Source organism: Bifidobacterium sp. C0047B3, from assembly GCF_056590535.1.
The window spans coordinates 639,189-657,831 of the sequence record NZ_JBWPWH010000001.1 but is presented as its reverse complement, the minus strand read 5'-3'; the positions used below and the strand labels follow the sequence as shown (position 1 = coordinate 657,831).

Sequence of the window (18,643 nt, the reverse complement as noted above, 5' to 3'; positions counted from 1 at the left end):
GGTGAAGTTAGAATGTGGAAAATCGCACTAAAACTTATGCGTAAAAGCGTACGCATGCTAATCGCCTCTGGAATTGCAATTCTTATAGGCAGCATGTTTATGAGCGCTACTTTGCTTTTTGTGAACAGTGTTGACGACTTGATGGTTCGCAACGCAACGGAAGAATTCAGTAGCGCAAATTATGCAATCTCATTTAAAAATCCTAACAGCTCTCCGAGTAGTGAAATTCATTACAAAGATCTTCATTTAGACAAAATATCGAAGATGCCTGGTGTCAACGGTATTCGCAGTGACGATGCGACTGCGCTTGTAAGAGTAGAAAAAGGTGATAAATCAGTTACAAGTATTGCTTGGTCTAGTGGTTTGTATGGAAATCTTCCTGTGTATAAATCAACAGAAGGTAGAGATCCGCAAAAAATAGGCGAAATTACGCTTATTAAAAGTATTGCTAAATCAATACATGCAAACGTTGGCGATACTATAACTTTGGTTAAAGTAGATGACACTGGCGGAGATAAAGAAAAATCCTACGATGTTCGTGTGGTTGGTCTTGTAGACGATGGAGAACATTCTCAAATACCAGTTTCAAATCGCGGCACGTATCTTGGTGGAGTAACGAATGATTTTTGTGCAAAACTCAAAAATCTTAAGAATTTTGACAATCAAGTTGTGCAAAGCAAAGTATACATGAGTATTGATGAATCTAAAATAAACGATTTATCTCCTAAGATTAATGCTTTGCTTCCAGAGCAATTTTCTCTTATGTCTAGGCATGAAGTTGGTGTAAGATCTGTTCGAAATGTGTCTAACGGCACTAATTTTGTGACTATGTTCTTGCTATCGTTTGGTGTTCTAGCGTTGCTTATTTCTTCGCTTGTTATAGCAAATACATTCCAAGTTTTGGTTGCTCAACGCAGACGTACTCTTGCACTTTTGCGCGTAATCGGCGCACAATCGCACCAGCTTTATGCAGCAGTTTTGCTTGAAGCTGCAGTACTTGGAGTTATTTCTGCGGCTGTTGGCGTGCTTTGTGCAATCGGATTTATGGGCGTAATTAGTAACGTGAATATTAATTCTGGACCATTATCTAAGATTCCTTTGATTGTTTCGCTTCCAGCGGTTGTGTGGCCAATAGTAATTGGTGCAATTGTAACAGTTCTTGCGTCTATGGGTGCTGCTCGATCTGCTACAAAAGTAACGCCTATGGAAGCACTACGACCAATGGATTTGATTAAAGATAAGCGTGCAAGCATTATTCGCGCTGTTTTTGGTGTGATATTTATTGTTATAGGTATTTTAGCTACTGTTTTAAGTTTTAATGCTTTGACAAACATGATTGCGGGGAAGTCACCTAATGCTGGTTCTGACTCTTGGATGACTTTGCTTGGAGCAATGTTTGGTTGTGCGCTTGTTTTTATTGGCATTATTATGACAGCCATATTCTGGATGCCGTTTGCTATGAAGGCAACTGGCGCAATCATGGCACTTTGTGGGCCTGCTTCTAAAGTTGCTAATGCAAACGTGCAAAGAAATCCTAGAAGAGTTGCAGCAACTGGAACAGCTTTGCTTATTGGAGTAACGCTTGTTTCTACAGTAGTAACGGGCGCAATATGTGGTAAAGCAACTCTTAAAGGTGTTGTTGATGACCGTTATAGTGTTGACATTATTATTCAAGGCAAGAATGTTGATGAGTCTTTAGCTGCCGATATTTCAAAGATTAGTGGAATAAAGAATACTGAGTTGCTTCCTGCAGTTCCTATGACTTTTAAGAACGCTAAGGGCGAAACTGAGTATGCTATGGCAGCTGGAGTTGATAATGTAAATCAGCTTCGAAATGTAATGCACACAAACCTTGATGGCGTTAACATAAACAAAGATTCTATACTTTTGCCTAAGTTTAATAACGAAGGCGGCGAACCTTTTGAGCTTAAAAAAGGAAACCTTAATCTGCAAGCTTACGTAGAAAAGTACAGTTCTGGTGAAACAGACAGTAATAATATTACGCCATTTACTGGCATGAATACAGACTCGAGTAATAACGATAAGAGCATTACTGTAAAGCAAGTTCAGTTTAAGAAGTATCGAAATGTTGGTGTGTATTCAAATAATACTGCCTTTGTGAGCAAATCCTACTTCAATAACTATCTTAAGCCTACAACGCATATGCTGCTTATTTCGGTAGATTCTAGCAAAGGTAATCTTATAGATATTGTTAAAAACATTCGAAATGTTACATCTAACTATGCGGAGGTTATTGCTGCTGGAAGCGTGTTCCAGCGAGCGCAGTGGGAGAGTGCTATCGACATAATGATGATGTTGCTTGTTGGCTTAATAGCAGTAGCTGTTGTGATTGCTTTAATAGGTGTTGCAAACACATTAAGCTTGTCTGTTATTGAGCGAACCAAAGAATCTGCAACTTTGCGCGCAATAGGCATGACAAGAGGCCAGGTTAGAAGATCTCTTGCGTTGGAAGCAACGTTGATTTCCTTAACAAGCACTGTTTCAGGCTTGATTGTTGGAACAGCGTTTGGGTGGATTGGATCCTACATGGTGTTTAGCACAATTGGCAAAGTTCCGTTTGTAGTTGATTGGACTATTTACGCGGTTCTTGCTCTAATCGCTTTGCTTGCAGCGCTTCTTTCCAGCGTGCTTCCAGCTCGTAGAGCAGTGAAGTCTTCGCCAGTAGTTGCGCTCGCGGAAGAATAAATTTCGCAAAAATTATCTGTAGAAAGATAGTTTTTATAAGTTAAGTTGCAGAAAATAAAGATAATGCCGGTGTGTAAATTTTACGTGCCGGCATTATCTTTTTCTTAAGCTTTTTCGACACTCTGAAAAAATTTGTATTATCATTATTATTTTTTTATTAAAACGTGCGTATAATTATGCGACTAACATAATATTATGTATAAAAAGAGCATTTTTTATTAGTAATATTCAAAAATAATACGATTATTATTCATCATGACAAGTTTTATCGGAAATATTCCGAATAAATGGCGTTGAAAATGTATTTATTTCTTTGTTATGCTCAAGAATGACTGCTGACATAAGTTAGACATGAAGGCCGCTACGAGCAAGGAGTAGAAAATATGGTAACGGTCAAGAAAAAATCTGCCGCAGCAATCGCAGGATTTGTTTTGTTCCTGCAAGGCCCAATGCCAGCGTGGGCGCAAGAAGCTGCTGAGGTTGTACAAAATACACAAGTCCAAACAGAGGCGACTGTTAAAGCGTCTACTGAAGAAGCAATTGAAAAAGCTGAAGAGCAAGTTCAGCAATTAGAAGATCAAATTGAAGCGTATAAGAAAAAAGTCGAAGAATTTGACAATCTTTTAAATAAAATCTCTGAAACTGAAAAAATAGCTGAAAACGCTGAAAATGATAAAGCGAAAGAACTTTTAGAAGCTGAGAATGCATTGAAAATGGGTTCCGAAGCTGCAAAAGCAAAGGCTGCGGAATTTGAAAAATCCAAAAAAGAAAAAGAGAGCAATCTTACTGGATTAAAAGAAGCATACGAACTTTTAAAAAAGCAATATGATAATGCAAAATTAGCTCTTAACGATTTGCAAAATGACGAAGAAGAAAAAAGTCAAACAAAAGAAAGAGCTGCATCTAGCATAAAGCAGTATGAATCGCAGATTTCAAATCTTCACAAAGAAGTAGATTCTCTTAAGGAATCTATTGCAAGCGATTCTGCTCAAGTTAAAGAGTATGATACAAAAATCGGTGAATTAGAATCTGCGTTAGAAAAAGCTAATCCAGACGATGCCGGTAATATTTATTCTCTAGCGGAGCAGTTTAGAAAAGTCTCTAATGATCAAGTTTCGCTTAGCAGAAAAGTTGAAGAAAATAAGAAATCTGTTGCTGCTAAAGAAGAAACTCTGAAAGAATTAGAGACACTTTTCAAGACAGCGCAGCAAGAATTTGAAAAAGCAGATGAAGAACTTAAAAAGATTAAAGATCAAATTGATGAGTCTAAAAAAGATGTAGCCAAAAAGCTTGAAGCTTCTAATACTAAAGATTCTGAAGCAAAGAAAGCAGAGTCTGAAATAAAGCTTCTTAATAATATTATTGACAACTATAAGTTAGTTGGCAAAGATGATAAGCTAAGCCAAAAAATTAACTCCTTAAAAAATGGTGTTGAGGGTGCTAAAACAGCTAAGAAAAATCAGATTCATGAGAGAACTGAGAAAAGTGATTTAAAGAAGAAAGCTAAAGATTCTTTAAAGGAAGCAGAAAAGAATCTTGAGGCAGCTAGAATTAAAGTTACTACTCTCAAAGCTCAATTGGAACAGGAAAAAGCTCAAAAGAATCAGCAAAATAGCAGCAGCCCTGCTGGTAATAATGAGGCAAAAGAATCTGAAAAACAGGCTGCTCCTGTTGCTCCAGAATCTTCTGATTCTAAAAAAGATAATAAATCTCAAGAGCATGCTGCTCCAGTTCCTGCACCTCCTGCAGTATCTGCTCCGAAAGTAGCTGCTCCTGCTCCTGCAGTACCTGAAGCTAAGATTCCAGCTCCGTCTGCTAAAGCACCAGCTATGCCATCTGCTCCTGTTGTTCCGTCAGTATCTGTTGCTCCTGCAACCCCTGCGGTTCCAGCAGTTCAAGTTGAAGATAATTCAGCGCCTGCTGTTTCTGAAGCACCTTCGGCTCCTTCAGTGTCTTCAGCACCTGCAGCAAATCCTACGGTTGCAAATACTCAGAAGGCAGTAACTACAGTTGCTGAAGTATCTAAAAAGGTTTCTTCTGCAGCTGCATCTCAGGTGCCAGCTGTTGCAGATCAGTCAGAAAATGCTTCGCAAGCAAACAAGTCAACTGAGTCTCAGGTTTCAGAAGAAAACTCTACGAAGCCTGAAGATAACAAGGGTGATGTTGAAGAAGTTGACGAAAAGATTTCGGATACAGTAAGCGAAAATCCAAAAACTCAAGCTAGTGCTACAAGCGAGAACAAGTCTTCTGGCAATATGCTTAGCACTATAATGTTAGGTGTTTTGGGTGCGTTAACTATTTCTGGAGCTGCTGCTGCCGGCGTTACTGTTATGCGTCACCGTCGCCTACCGAAAGCATAAATTAAAAAGCTACTAGGTACGTTGACAAGCTAAATTTGCGGCTATTTGTGTATATGCATAAATAGCCGCATTTTTATATGCTTTGTATGGAATTTATTGGTTTTGCAGTGGTTTATTCTTCATAAGAATAATGTAAAACGTACCCACCTAATCAGCCTTTGGCATCAATACGACACTTTCGACGTGGGTTGAGTGAACGGGTAGTATATTTACACTTTTTTGAGTGCACACTATGGATAGTGAGTGCACCTTTTAACGATAGAAAAAGCTATCGTTAAAAGGTTTAAAATTAGTATCTTACCACTTAAATTTTATATCCGGATCATCATAATTACATGTATGGCTGCACACATTTGTAAGTTTTATTGTATAACACTGTTTTTTCTGTTTATTCATATAATTAACAATTTCTGTTTTATTAATATATTTTCCTGTACTTGGTTGTTTTAATGCAGACCAATAATTTAAGTCAATAAAATTATTAAATTCCAATTTATCTTCCCGCTTAAATCTGCAATTCCATAGTCTATAAAGCCAATCAGAGTAGTCTTTTTTACGGCCTCCTGCATAACATAAATTATCAAGATAATCAATTGATAATATGATTCGTATCAAATCAACAATCAAAATATTCCTTTGAATATGTAGCTCTTCATTTTCACGCATTGCATCATAATTAATAAATTCCTTTATAGGATATGAAGATAGTATTTTACAAGTATTATTAACAATAAAATTAAGATCACGTTCAATGCCGAAATTGTGAGTAGTTTCCTCCCACTCCGATGTGCCATAATCAATTAGTTCTATTTTTGTAGGTACTAAGTAATTACCACCGCACGAACAATAGTTCAAAAAATCATTTTTATTATTAATGCTGTTCTGTTTCAAAAAGATTACATTGCCAACATTAATATCTCCATGTGTAATCTCACCACAATCGTTATCGACCAAATTATAACAATAGTACAAAAAACCTAAAGCAGCATTTATTTCAATTGGTTTTATTAATCTTTTTTTCTAGTGATTTTATTTTCTGTAGCCATTCTTCTAGCGTAATGCCATCTAAATAATTCATAATGCAATACAGATATTTAAAACAGTCTACGCTGACAGTTCCAGCATCAAATACAGCATGATTATATTTTGTCAAATTTATTTTTTGCATTCTTTTTAATCTCTTTTAAATGCTTATCCTTATAAGATTTTTCATTATTTTTAAAAATTTTATAAACTTTAATAACAACAGACTGCTCTGTAACTTTATGCTTAGCTTTGAACACCGTAGCATTACATCCACTACCAAGTATCTCAAATTCTTTATAATGACTAAATTCTTTGCTATTTTTTACTTGATTAAGTGAAATGCTTATTTTATCACTTTTGCATTTAGGCAAAATATTATATAAACACATGATTAACCCCTTGGAAATCTTGATGTTATTCAAACACTACACTAGAAAAACGTTTTATGGAAATTTTAGAAAAACAAATCAGAACACCACAAAAGAAAGTACTTAAAATTCGCTTTGTACCAAAACCTGCTTTATCAGTACATCATTAGATATAGTATTAGCACTCGTCGTTATCATACTGATCCACTATAACGCAAAATTAAAAAAGTAAATTATGACTTTAGAATACGTAAACCTCTCAAAAGCAGCTAAAAATACAGGCAATCCTGAAAAATTTGTAGATTAACTTATTAGCACTGAAAAAATGAGGGACATAAAGAAATATTACCATGCGCATTTTCTGCATTAGTAGTATGTATTCTTGGATATATTTGCATCTAAAAATTGATTCAATTGTTCATCTGTAATCTTATTTGAGGAAGCACAATCTAAAAGATCTCCAGTGGCGTTAATCCGAAACCTGGAATAAAAATCTCTGCAAAGCGGATCATAATTCACCCCATCTTTGTTAAATACAATATTAGATCCAATGGAAAGCTAACTTGACATTTACTTTCGAAACGATTATCTTATATGTAAAGCTAGCTTTCCATTATGAAGGAGAATGTAATCTGAAAAATAGACTTGAACAAATTAGAAAAGAAAAAGGCATAACCCAAGAAGAACTTGCAGACGCACTTGAAGTATCAAGACAGACAGTCGGCTCTTTGGAAAATGGAAGATATAACCCGTCAATCATATTGGCATACAAAATTGCCAAGTATTTTGATTTAACAATCGAAGAAATATTTATTTACGAGGAAGATAAAAAATGAAAAAACAGAAAACCCAAAATTTTTGGTACATAGGATATGTAATAGGAATTTTCGGACTAATTCTTGTACTGACTCTTAAACTGAACGAATCCGTAGAAATTGTACTGTCAGTTGTTTTTGTTGCAACTATCTCACTTTCACACGTAAAAATCATGCACTATAAGATGATGGAAAAAGACCACAACTACAAAATAAATGTGAACGATGAAAGAAACGAGAACATCAAAGATAAAGTAAATGCAACAATGGCATTCATACTAATGCACCTAATGGGAATAATTGCCATAATTGCATTTATCACAAAAGCATATTTACCAGCTGCTCTTCTAGCTATTTCGATCGCATTTTCTCCATTAATCATGTTTTTTATCAACAAATATTATGAGAAAAAATATTAAAATCAGACCTAACCTGCCCATTTACTACTTATCACGCAACTTACCAACTTGCGTAAATTACTTATCCCCAATACGAAACTTTTTTATCTCAAAGTTGCATCAGGCAAAGCGAATGAAAATGACCTTTACACTTGGATTAAAAACCACCAAGCCTAATACTCCAACATTCCAAAGAATTTTTAGAATATGCCAAACTCTATTTCATGCGACTAGTCACAGTGGCGGACATAAAACACCACAACAGTATTACTTCACTACAGCTTTCCCATTCAAACAATGCACAGCATAGTGAGCACATCCATCTGTTTTGTACCCAAAATCTGCTTTATGCTTATCACAAACTTCAGCCACACCATTCTCACAAACTACTTCAAGACATGCACCCTTGGTAATTTCTCCTTCTAAAACACTCGTACCATTTAACGTATACACCGTGCAAGAAGCAGAAGCCTTAACATTATTCGCCACAGCAGAACCAATATCATCGCGCGCGTTTAATGTCTCCAACAATATTCCCTCATAAACGAAGCAATCACCTGCAAATCTTCACCCTCATAATATTCAACAAGCAACTTCTTAAACTCAGGAACCTTATTTTCTGGAATAACCAACAAGCCCCTGCCATGAGAAATCAAATAATGATTCGCAAAAATCACAGAAGCCCTCTTATTCCCATCTAAAAATATCTGCGACTTCATACAATAAACGCATAATTCAATCGCAATATCAATAGGCTCTTTCCTTCCAACTCTACCTTCAACATTCTCACTATCTTTCTCACATTCAACAATATTCCTTATTTTTTCTTTAACATCTATTTCATTAGGAATAGGCGGAATATAAGTAGATCCACCAATCGCAACAGGAACACCCCTGATACGACCGCCATCTAAGAAAAACCCCTCATTAACAAGCTTCGCTATATGACTTAGCATGTAATAATCAGACCTGCTTAATACAACATCCTCGTCTAAAATAAACTCCCAAGCATGCTTCAAATTCAAGATTTTTTGAACATCACTCGCAGAAACACCAAATACTTTCCCGTTATCTATAATCTCTTCAGTTTGAGGAAAAGTAGTAGCAACACCTTCCAAAACCGCCTGATCGTAAATATTCGCCTTTAAGTTAGCCCTTGCAAAAGCAATATTGTTCACCAAATCAGCAGATAACTCACTATTAGAATATCCAGCATTCGCGAGCTGCCTTACTACAGCGCGAAGTTCCTTACGCAATTGCCTAGATTCACTTGCATTGTGAAGAAGAAGATTATACAAATCGTCCGAATACACACCAACATACGTGGACGTCAACTTTCCCGAAACACGCTTTCTGGTGTATAAATATTTACCATCTCCACGATTTTTGATTTCAGGAGTACCATCATACGCAAGCAAACTCAAGCGAGCATTAATATCAGCCTTTTTTCTAAGCAATTCTTGCACATCATCATATTTTGCAGCCATCTTCACACTCCTTTTTCACATAAATTGGGGAACATTTGCTTAAATAAAATACCATTTTGTTCCCCAATAATCAAATAATGTAGGGAACTTTTTTATGATTTTTACACCGATTTGTTCCCCAAAATATAAGCAACTAGAGCACGCAACCAGTAGGCTTAAAGGTAGCAAAATCACATCTAGAATCTCGAGAAGTAAGCTTAAAGTCACCGCACGCTAAACCTTTTAACGATAACACTCGCTAACCCCTGCTACACAAAGCCTAAAATGCACTAGCCTAATTAGCCTTTACCTCAAGACAACACTTTCCACGTAATTAGTTGAAGGATAGAAGTCAAGCATGCAAAAGCTGTTGGACTTCTTGTATAACAAATATAAAACTTGGTATGAGAGAAAACTCTGACAATTCACGTCTCATTAGACAGAGAAATCTTGTAAAATAGCTGTATTTTACGGCTTAATTAAGCCATTTTCATAAGCGAAAACTACAGCCTGCACGCGGTCTCGAGCATCGATTTTTCCTAAAATATGCGCAACATGAGTTTTAACTGTTGGTAAGCTAATAAATAGTTTGTCAGCAATTTCCTGATTTGAGAGTCCGTGAGCAATTTCAACAAGAACTTCGCGCTCTCTATCGGTAAGTTCTGTAATAGCTGAATTTGTGTACGCGCAGCTTTGTGTTGCTTGCGCAGCCGGATTTGCTTGTACGTCGTAACTTACTTGTGCAGTGTAATTCGCAGCATAACTCGCAACGCTGTTTGCTTTACTATTTGTTGCTACTTTGCCTTGCTGAATCATATTTTCAATCAAGCGCTTCGTGGCAGTCGGAGCAATAATTGCGTTTCCTTGATATACCGTTCGTATGGAGTTAAGTAAAGTTTCAGGTTCAGTATCTTTCAAAAGGAATCCGGAAGCGCCCGCATGAATTGCAGCCATAACATATTCATCAAGGTCGAAAGTTGTTAGAATAATAATTTTAGTATTTTCGTTAGTTCTTTGCTGCAGAATCTTGCGAGTTGCTTCCAATCCGTCCATTACAGGCATGCGAACGTCCATAAGAATAATGTCTGGATTTTGGCCTTTAGAAAGCTCTACAATTTGTGATCCGTTAGAAGCCTGAGATACAACGTGCATATCTTGTTGCGAATTAATTACCATAGCAAATCCTGCACGAACAAGCTCCTGATCGTCTGCTATTGCGACGCGAATTACTTCATTGTTTTCCATATTTTCCATAGTATCAACTTACTCTTGCTTATTTAATGCGCTGTGTTGAATTTGCTCATCAAGTGGGGCAGCAGGGCGAATAGCAATCTCAGCTACATTCGCAACATTATTTGCTGAATTAGCGCTTGAACCTGTTTCTCGCAAAACTCCAAGCAATTTTCGCATATATTTCAGTGCTGAGCGACCTTCATCTCCAATATTTTTGAAAGCTTTACTAATTTCTTCACTTTGTTCATGTGATTGCTTTGGTTCTGATAACTTTCGATTTTCTGTATTGTTATTTGCTTTTTCGTATTTATTTAGCATATCAATTCCGTTATTTGCGGCATCGATTACTTTATGCAATGTAATAGCAACTTTTTGCTGAATATTTGAGCTAAGTCGTTGCCTTTCTGCGTTAGCTGCAAGTACTTCTAGCTGTTTTTGCTCTTGCTCTAATTCTGTTCTGCGCGCTTTTAGAATCAGCAAATTATTGTCATCGTTTCTGCGGGAATAAGCAAATGCAATGGCCGCAAAACAAATTAACGCAACTATAAAACCAAAAACTAATCCTACGGATGCCATTTGCATAATGACATAAAAATTAGTTGTGTCTATTTTAGATGTAAAGAATTGTATTGGAGTTGCATTTTGTGGAATATTTCTTGATGCAATGCCAATTTTTAATGAAAAAATAGCAGATTCGGCGAGCACTACTGCGCTAACCCATTGCCATGTGCGCTTTTTGCCGTATAGAACTGCAGAATAAATAATGCTTGGAATAAATAAGTTAGCAAACAAAATATTAGGTAAGAATATTAGCTGTATTGCAGAAAATATTGCGGCAACAATTGCGCATGTAGTTGGAGCTTTTCTACGGAACATGAATGGCACCATGGTTGTAATAGTAAATACTCTATAAAATACTTCTAACGAAAGTGAGTTGAAATATTGTGAAGACATTCCATCTCCAATAATAAAAGCATAAGTTGGCACAAAAAGCATCAGAACAATCCAAGGCGTTGCATAAATAATGTCTCCAATAAGCCAATGTTGTTCAAACCATTGTGATACTTTCTCAATCCTATTTTGTGAAGCATTTGCTTCTGGCAAGACTTCTGGCAAAACTTCTGGCAAAACTTTTGATGAGGTTGGAGCATTTGCATTTGCAAGTTTTGTTTGCTCTACTGATTGATTATTGATTTTTGCATTCTCATAAGTAACGTTAGGAATACTATTTAATAAAGAAGCAGTAGTGTTTGACTGGTCTGTGCTGTAAGAATATGGAATAAAAGCAACAATACTAAACGTTCCATCGTTTAGTTTTCCATAATCAAGTGTGCCATGAAGATTTTCAATGCGCTCTTTCATGCCAATTAAGCCATAGCCGTTTTTATGTTGTGCATTGCTATTTTGCGCTTTGCTATCTTCGATTTTGTGTATTTCATTTGTAATTTTTAGTATTAAACCCTGGTTGTTCCACTCTTCATGAATGTTTACTTTAACGCATTCGCCTGCATGCTTTCGAATATTAGTAAGTGCTTCTTGAATAATTCTATATGCTACAGTTTGCGCATCTTTGTTGAGTTTATTAGAAGAATTTATGCCATCAACAGTATGCCAAAAAATATTATTTGGTGAAGCAATTCGCGCTTGCTCAATAAGCGAAGGCACATGATTCAAATTTGTGTCGTTAGAAGGTGCATCAGTTAAAGCTTCTAGCAGTCGACGCATGTCGTGAACGGCGCGCTCGGCTTCATTTTTAATAATATGCATTGTTTTTTTAGCAAGCGAAATATCTTTGGTTGCTGCATAACGTCCGCCATCTGCTTGCACAATAATAATAGAAAGCGTGTGAGCAACAATATCGTGCATATCTCTAGCAATTCTTGCTCGCTCTGCAGTAACAGCAATGTGTTGAGCTTTTCGGCGGTACGCGCGAATAGCGTTATTGTGTTCTTGCAAAAGTTGAATAGTATGCACGTGAGTGCGCTGCCAGTAGCCAATAATAACCGTAATAGTGGTAATAATAATCGCAAAAATTATGGAAGGAATCGCAAAATCAAGTATATTTGAAACGCAATTTTTTATGTTACTACTATTTATATTTCGTACACTGCAAGTATAACTAGATTTCGAATGATTATTGCCATATATTGGTCCCATTACAGCATTCCACGATATTAATGCGCAAGATAATACGGTTGTTACGTAAGATGCAATAACAAAAGCTTTTGAATGTTCTGGATTTCCTCGCGCAATAGCGTTAACAAGCAGTACGAAACCAAAGAAATCAGCAAAAAGTTGAATAGGACCAAAGATTACTTGCACAATGCAAATAACAATAAAAGTAATAGCTGCATGTTCAGGCCATAGTTTTCGTACTGAAAGTAGTAATGCAACAACAATATTTATAAGTATTACTGCAATTAAAGAACTTTGTGTCAAAAAGCCATCAACATTGCTTATAACATAGCGATTGCTTGAAAGAATAAAAAGAACGAATGGAATAATGAACCATAATATGTCGTTTAATGTGAGCTCTTTTCGTAAGCGTTGAATAACACTTTGAAACATATTAGGTACTTTCATAATTACTAGGCTAGTGCATAGCACTTTATAGAACAATCGAACTTGAGTATGATTTATATAAGAGTGTGTAATTTGTAGTTGCAATGTAGCACGCGAGACAGAAAGGCAGTATTAATATGGCATTACTTACAAGCTACTATGTTCCGGGATTGCATGTTGAAGAGCGTGCGATTGACGTGCCTCTTGATTGGGAAGGCAACACTCCGGGTGGTGCTATTAAAGGTGAAACAATTCGATTGTTTTGTAGAGTAGTTTGTGCTCCTGAGCATGTACATGATAATTTGCCTTTGCTAGTATTTTTGCAAGGAGGTCCTGGTGGGCAGTGTCCGCGACCACTTTCGCCTTCTAGTGATGGTTGGATTCAAGAAGCTATTAAACATTTTCGCGTAGTCTTGCCGGATCAGCGTGGTGTTGGGCGTTCTTCAAGAGTGGACGCTTCAACTATGAAGCGCATGGCAGATGACGGTGTAAGCGTTGAGCGACAAGCATGGTATTTAAAGCGTTTCTTGGCTGACTCTATTATTCGCGATTTTGAACATTTGCGACTTACTGAATTTGATGCAAAACCGTGGGTTTCACTTGGTCAAAGCTATGGTGGCTTCTTGACTCTTACATATCTGTCACTATTTCCTCAAGGATTAATTGCAAGCTTTACAACAGGTGGTATTCCTCACGTTCCAGCAAATGCGCGTGAAGTCTATGAGCATACTTTTCCTCGTATGGCGCGTAAAACTGAGCAATTCTATGAGCGCTATCCGCAGGATGTCGCTCGTGCTGCAGCTATTGCAGATCGTATTGCGCAGGGTGATGTTGTGCTTCCGAATGGTGAAAAACTTACGGTTGAGCGATTCCAAATGTTGGGATCTTCTTTTGGTATGAAACCAAGTTTTGAACGAGTGCACTGGCTTCTTGATTCTGCGTTTGCAGATGGGGATGGTTCTTTGAAAGCATTTAAGCACGGAGGAGGAGCTTCTGCAGGTAGCTTAAGTGACGAATTTGTGTACGGTGTCATGGATTCTACAGCTTCTAGTCCACTTTATTGGCCGCTGCAAGAATTTATTTATGCTGACGGTGAATTAGAGCATCCAATTTTGTGGGCTGCTCAACAGGTTCGAGAAACTATGCCAGAGTTTTCTGGTTCTGCTCGTCCTCTTCTTTTCACTGGCGAAGCAATGTTCCCTTGGATGTACGATCAAGAGCTTGCTTTGCAACCATTCCTTCCAGCTGTTGACTGCTTGATGAAAGATAAGCAGTTCGGCAAAATTTACGATCAAGATCAACTTGCTAATAACGAAGTTCCATTGCAATCTGCAGTTTACTTTGACGATATGTACGTAGATTCTGGTCTTCAGCTTGACACTCTTTCTCGTATTGCCAACTCCCACTATTGGACGACGAACGAGTTTGAGCATGATGGTTTACATGGAGACATTGTTTTCCGTCATTTGTTTGATGAAGCGTTGAATCGTGGTGATTTAGAGGGAATTTATAAGAGATAAGCAGTATACAAAGGTAATAATTTTAATAAGCGCAATGATTATAGTGCACTCTTTGCTATGCTATACATCTGTTTGCTTAGTAATGAGTGCGCTACTGTTTTATCAATGCGCTAAAGGGGGTCATGTATGGGTACTTGTGTATCTGGAACTGTTGGTTTTATAGGTTATGGCAATATGGCACAAGCAATCGCTAAAGGTGCTCTTAATGCAGGCATATTGCAAGGTGAAAATATTGTTGCGTGCGCGCATAATTTTGAAAAACTCGAGCATAATACTTCGCTAATTGGCGCTCGCGCTATGCGTACTGCTCAAGAAGTGTGTGAAGCAAGTGATGTGATTATTATTGCTGTAAAGCCGTATCAGGTTGCTGAAGTGCTTAAGCCAGTTTGTGAAATTATTAATGAACGAGGTATTGCTGTTATTTCCGTTGCAGCCGGTTGGACGCTTGAGCGTTACATGGAACTGCTTGGAAAGAATGCTCATGTTCAGTGCATTATTCCGAATACTCCTATTGCGGTAGGTCAGGGTGTGACTTTAGCTGAAACTTCTAATTCTCTTACGGATGTTCAGCTTTCAATGTTTAATGCTTTATTTGAGCCAATTTCTTTGGTAGAGCGTGTGGATGCTGAACATATGAATATTGCAATGTGTATTTCTAGCTGCGCTCCAGCTTTTACAGCAATGTATATTGAAGCATTGGGTGATGCTGGTGTGAAATATGGTTTGCAACGTGATTGTGCTTACCGCTTAGCTGCAAAAATGATTGAAGGAGTAGGTGCGTTATACATGGATTCGCGCACTCATCCAGGTCAAATGAAAGATGCAGTGTGCTCTCCTGGAGGAACAACTATTCGTGGCGTTGCTGAGCTAGAATCTCGCGGATTTAGGGGAGATGTTATTGCTGCAGTTGATGCTATTGAAAATAAATAGTAAATAAAATCAAGTTGTGTCGGCTTTCCCGACGCTGGTCTAAACTAGGTAAATATGTCTTTAACTATTGGAATTGTTGGATTGCCAAACGTTGGCAAGTCCACTATGTTTAATGCTTTAACTCGCAACAACGTTTTGGCGGAGAATTATCCGTTTGCAACTATTGAGCCTAATACTGGTATTGTTCCGCTTCCGGATCGTCGTCTTTCAGTTTTAGCTAAATTAGTTAATACTGAAAAGATTGTTCCAGCAACAGTTACTTTTGTTGATATTGCAGGTATTGTTAAGGGTGCTTCCGAGGGCGAAGGCTTGGGCAATAAGTTCCTTGCTAATATTCGCGAAGCAGACGCTATTTGCGAAGTTGTGCGCGCGTTTAATGACGACGATATTGTGCATGTTAACGGAAAAGTAGATCCTGCTGACGATATTGACACGATTAATACTGAGCTTATTCTTGCCGATATGCAAACTATTGATAATGCTTTGCCAAAGCTTGAAAAAGATTTGCGTGGTAAGAAAGTTACGCAGGAATACGTAGACGCTGTAAATAAAGCTAAGGAAATTCTTGAATCTGGCAAAACTATTGACCAGGCTCATAACGAAAAGCTTATTGATAAAAACGATGTGTATGATTTGCACTTGCTAACTGCTAAGCCATTTATTTACGTGTTTAATGTAGATGATTCGGAGTTGGCTGATGAAGATTTGAAGTCTAAACTTTCTGCTTCTGTAGCTCCTGCAAAAGCAATCTTCTTGAATGCTCAGTTTGAGTCCGAGCTTACTGAGCTCGACGAAGCTGATGCTCGTGAAATGCTTGAAGATGCTGGATTAAAGGAATCTGGTTTGGATCAGCTTGCTCGCGTAGGATTCGATATTTTAGGTCTTCAAACCTATTTAACTGCTGGTGTTAAGGAAGTTCACGCTTGGCAGATTCATAAAGGTTGGACTGCTCCACAAGCTGCTGGCGTAATTCACACTGATTTTGAGCGTGGATTCATTAAAGCAGAAATCGTATCTTACGATGATTTCGTGGCTGCTGATGGTTCTATGGCAAAAATTAAGGAAGAAGGAAAGCTTCGTCTTGAAGGTCGCGACTATGTGATGCAAGACGGTGATATTGTCGAATTCAAATTTAATGTATGATTATTTTCATGTTCGTTCAAAAAAATCTATGATTTTTATGTTACGAGTGATTTTAATATCATAATAAATAAAAGATTTTTTTTTAGCGTTGCTCTCCTCAGTTTGCTGTTAAACTAGGGGGAGCAACGTTTTTGCTTTTACAATGGAGATGTTATGCAATTTATTCGTAACTTTGTGAGCGATATACGCAAGTGTGTTCGCATTGTTGCAAGATTTTGCAAATGGTGGAAGCGTAGTTCTAATTTTGCTCGTTGTGTTGCGTCAGCTTTATTAGCTGCATTATTGATTCCGTTCTTCTGCTTTGTTGGTTTTGAAACTTCTAATGTTGTTTCTGCTTCTTTAAGGCATAGTGCTCAGTTAAAAAAAATTAATTTGAGTAAGCGCGAAAAAATTGATTGCAAAATAAGCAAACTGAATAGGAATGATAAATCTTTTATTAAAAAGTATTGCAAAAATTATCTAAAGAATAAGTCTTTAGTTAAACCTAATTTTTGGAAATATCCTACTGGTGGAGCCTATCCTAATCTTACAGGAATAAAGGTTTCGGATTTGCATGTGAATGTAAATTTGAAAAAACAGCGTGTTTATATTATTGCTCATGGGAAAACTGTGTACTCAATGGTTATGAGTTCTGGAATAAAAGACTCGACTCCTCATGGTAATTATCAAATTAATGGTCGTGGTGATCATTTCTTTAATCAAGATGAAAAAGTTGGAGCAGATTATTGGGTTGCTTTTATTGGATCGCAATATTTATTCCATTCTGTGCCGACGAATTATAATTTTGGAGAATATATTCCGTCAGAAGGCATGAAGCTTGGAAAGCCTGCATCGCATGGTTGCGTGCGTTTAAGCGTTGCGGATGCCAAATGGTTTTATAAAAATATTCCTGATGGAACGGCTGTGCATATTGGATAGATTTTTCAAGAATACACGCAAATAAATTATCGAGAATATAAAATGAGGATCTTCAAACGAAGACCCTCATTTGTTAAGCAAAACTATTTTGCAATGTTTTATTTAGAAGAACAGTACTGCAGCTGCATAAGCCAAAGCAACTAAAACAATAGAAGCTAGGAAGCTTGCTGCAAATGCTGCACGGCCTTGCTTAAAAATAGCACGGAAGTTTACGTTAATTCCAAGTGCAGCCATAGCCATGCCAAGGAAAACGTATCCTGCTTCTACAAGAGTTGATGCGTGTGCTGTTACGAAAGGAATGTAAGTTCCAATAACGGATGCTGCAATAAAGCCAAGCATAAACCATGGGAAGCTAATCTTATGCTTTCCACCATTTTCAACTTTGCTATGACGAGCATTCCACCAAATTGCAATAAAGATGGAAGCTGGAACTAGCATAAGAACTCGCGAAAGCTTCATGATTGTTGCGACATCAATACTATCGAATGCTCCGCCAGCTGCAACAGCATGTGCGATTTCATGAAGAGATGCTCCAGCTGTAATGCCAAGCTGCTGCTTTGTCATGCCAAAGTTAGGCAGGATAAAGATTTCAGCAAGAGCGTAAATAGTGCCCATAATTGCAACTGTTGCAACAGCCATAACTTCGTTCTGCTCTTTTTCGTCTTCCTCTTCTGGAAGAACTGGCATTGAGCCAGAAAGACCCATAACTGCAGCAGCGCCACAAATACTTGTGCCTCCTGCTGTAAGCATTGCAAGCTGAGGATTTACTTTCAAGAGTTTAGCAATGTTATAGGTTACGCAAACCATTATGGCAACTAATACTGCTGCAATAGGCAAGCATTTAATGCCCTTTGTAAACAGATCGTGCAAATTCAGCTTAAAGCCGAGGAGAATAATACCTAGGCGAAGAAGTTTGTTTGCAATCAAACCAGCAGCGCTTTTAACGCCTGCTCGCCTTGAATCATTATTCATTTTGTACACGTGCAATGGCAGCTGCAGAGCCATGCCAACAAGCAACGCAATAATAAGAGCACCAAGTAATTGGAAACCTGGGTACTGCTTAAGCCAGCTACCAATAAAGGAAGCTAGAAGTGTCAATACAGCGATAAGAGCCATATCGATGGTGCAGATTTTCTTTTTCCATGTATCAAAGAAATTAACCATTTAGCTCATTATTCTCTCACAATCGGACAAAAAC

At 37.5% G+C, this 18,643-nt stretch carries 14 protein-coding genes and 1 pseudogene; 8 read left to right on the top strand and 7 right to left on the bottom strand.

Features of this window, described 5'->3' with window-relative positions; translation table 11 throughout:
• Positions 1-12: 12 nt before the first annotated feature.
• Positions 13-2,706: an ABC transporter permease gene (locus AC1EKT_RS02515; protein WP_415683061.1), complete on the top strand. Its 2,694-nt coding sequence runs from the start codon at positions 13-15 to the stop codon at positions 2,704-2,706.
• 383 nt (positions 2,707-3,089) lie between these two features.
• On the top strand, positions 3,090-5,066 hold the full coding sequence (locus AC1EKT_RS02510) for a coiled-coil domain-containing protein (protein WP_415686915.1): 1,977 nt from the start codon (positions 3,090-3,092) through the stop codon (positions 5,064-5,066).
• 297 nt (positions 5,067-5,363) lie between these two features.
• On the opposite strand, the gene AC1EKT_RS02505 is transcribed toward AC1EKT_RS02510, so the two are convergent.
• Positions 5,364-6,020 (bottom strand): hypothetical protein, encoded by a 657-nt coding sequence (locus AC1EKT_RS02505; protein ID WP_481615989.1) that lies wholly within the window; start codon positions 6,018-6,020, stop codon positions 5,364-5,366.
• Between the two features lie 185 nt (positions 6,021-6,205).
• On the bottom strand, positions 6,206-6,481 hold the full coding sequence (locus AC1EKT_RS02500) for a hypothetical protein (protein ID WP_481615988.1): 276 nt from the start codon (positions 6,479-6,481) through the stop codon (positions 6,206-6,208).
• A 611-nt stretch (positions 6,482-7,092) separates the two neighbouring features.
• On the opposite strand from AC1EKT_RS02500, the gene AC1EKT_RS02495 reads away from it, so the two are divergent.
• Both AC1EKT_RS02495 and AC1EKT_RS02490 read left to right on the top strand, forming a co-directional pair.
• Entirely contained in the window at positions 7,093-7,296 is a 204-nt protein-coding gene (locus AC1EKT_RS02495) for a helix-turn-helix transcriptional regulator (protein WP_004134772.1), read from the top strand.
• Positions 7,293-7,694 (top strand): DUF2178 domain-containing protein, encoded by a 402-nt coding sequence (locus AC1EKT_RS02490; protein ID WP_481615987.1) that lies wholly within the window; start codon positions 7,293-7,295, stop codon positions 7,692-7,694. The genes AC1EKT_RS02495 and AC1EKT_RS02490 overlap by 4 nt, the downstream gene beginning before the upstream one ends.
• 246 nt (positions 7,695-7,940) lie before the next feature.
• Here the strand turns inward: AC1EKT_RS02490 and AC1EKT_RS02485 are convergent.
• The 4 genes and pseudogenes from AC1EKT_RS02485 to AC1EKT_RS02470 form a co-directional block, all read right to left on the bottom strand.
• Positions 7,941-8,171, bottom strand: a pseudogene (locus AC1EKT_RS02485) (DUF4097 family beta strand repeat-containing protein); the annotation flags it as partial.
• 17 nt (positions 8,172-8,188) lie between these two features.
• Positions 8,189-9,160, bottom strand: coding sequence for a DUF6788 family protein (locus AC1EKT_RS02480; protein WP_415683849.1), 972 nt, complete (start codon positions 9,158-9,160; stop codon positions 8,189-8,191).
• A 447-nt stretch (positions 9,161-9,607) separates the two neighbouring features.
• Positions 9,608-10,393, bottom strand: coding sequence for a response regulator (locus AC1EKT_RS02475; RefSeq protein ID WP_481615986.1), 786 nt, complete (start codon positions 10,391-10,393; stop codon positions 9,608-9,610).
• Positions 10,394-10,402: 9 nt separating this feature from the next.
• Entirely contained in the window at positions 10,403-12,955 is a 2,553-nt protein-coding gene (locus AC1EKT_RS02470) for a sensor histidine kinase (protein WP_481615985.1), read from the bottom strand.
• Positions 12,956-13,071: 116 nt separating this feature from the next.
• Here AC1EKT_RS02470 and AC1EKT_RS02465 point away from each other — a divergent pair, with 116 nt between their 5' ends.
• The 4 genes from AC1EKT_RS02465 (at position 13,072) to AC1EKT_RS02450 (ending at position 17,445) form a co-directional block, all read left to right on the top strand.
• Entirely contained in the window at positions 13,072-14,454 is a 1,383-nt protein-coding gene (locus AC1EKT_RS02465; protein WP_419399318.1) for an alpha/beta fold hydrolase, read from the top strand.
• 126 nt (positions 14,455-14,580) lie between these two features.
• Positions 14,581-15,384, top strand: coding sequence for a pyrroline-5-carboxylate reductase (gene proC / locus AC1EKT_RS02460; RefSeq protein ID WP_481615984.1), 804 nt, complete (start codon positions 14,581-14,583; stop codon positions 15,382-15,384).
• Positions 15,385-15,438: 54 nt separating this feature from the next.
• Positions 15,439-16,527 carry a redox-regulated ATPase YchF gene (gene ychF, locus AC1EKT_RS02455; protein WP_481615983.1) on the top strand — a complete coding sequence of 363 codons (1,089 nt, stop codon included), beginning with the start codon at positions 15,439-15,441 and terminating at the stop codon, positions 16,525-16,527.
• A 153-nt stretch (positions 16,528-16,680) separates the two neighbouring features.
• Positions 16,681-17,445 carry a L,D-transpeptidase gene (locus AC1EKT_RS02450; RefSeq protein ID WP_415689883.1) on the top strand — a complete coding sequence of 255 codons (765 nt, stop codon included), beginning with the start codon at positions 16,681-16,683 and terminating at the stop codon, positions 17,443-17,445.
• A gap of 102 nt (positions 17,446-17,547) precedes the next feature.
• Here AC1EKT_RS02450 and AC1EKT_RS02445 read toward each other — a convergent pair whose 3' ends face one another.
• Positions 17,548-18,609, bottom strand: a complete 1,062-nt coding sequence (locus AC1EKT_RS02445; protein WP_415687348.1) for a YeiH family protein — start codon at positions 18,607-18,609, stop codon at positions 17,548-17,550.
• Positions 18,610-18,643: the final 34 nt, after the last annotated feature.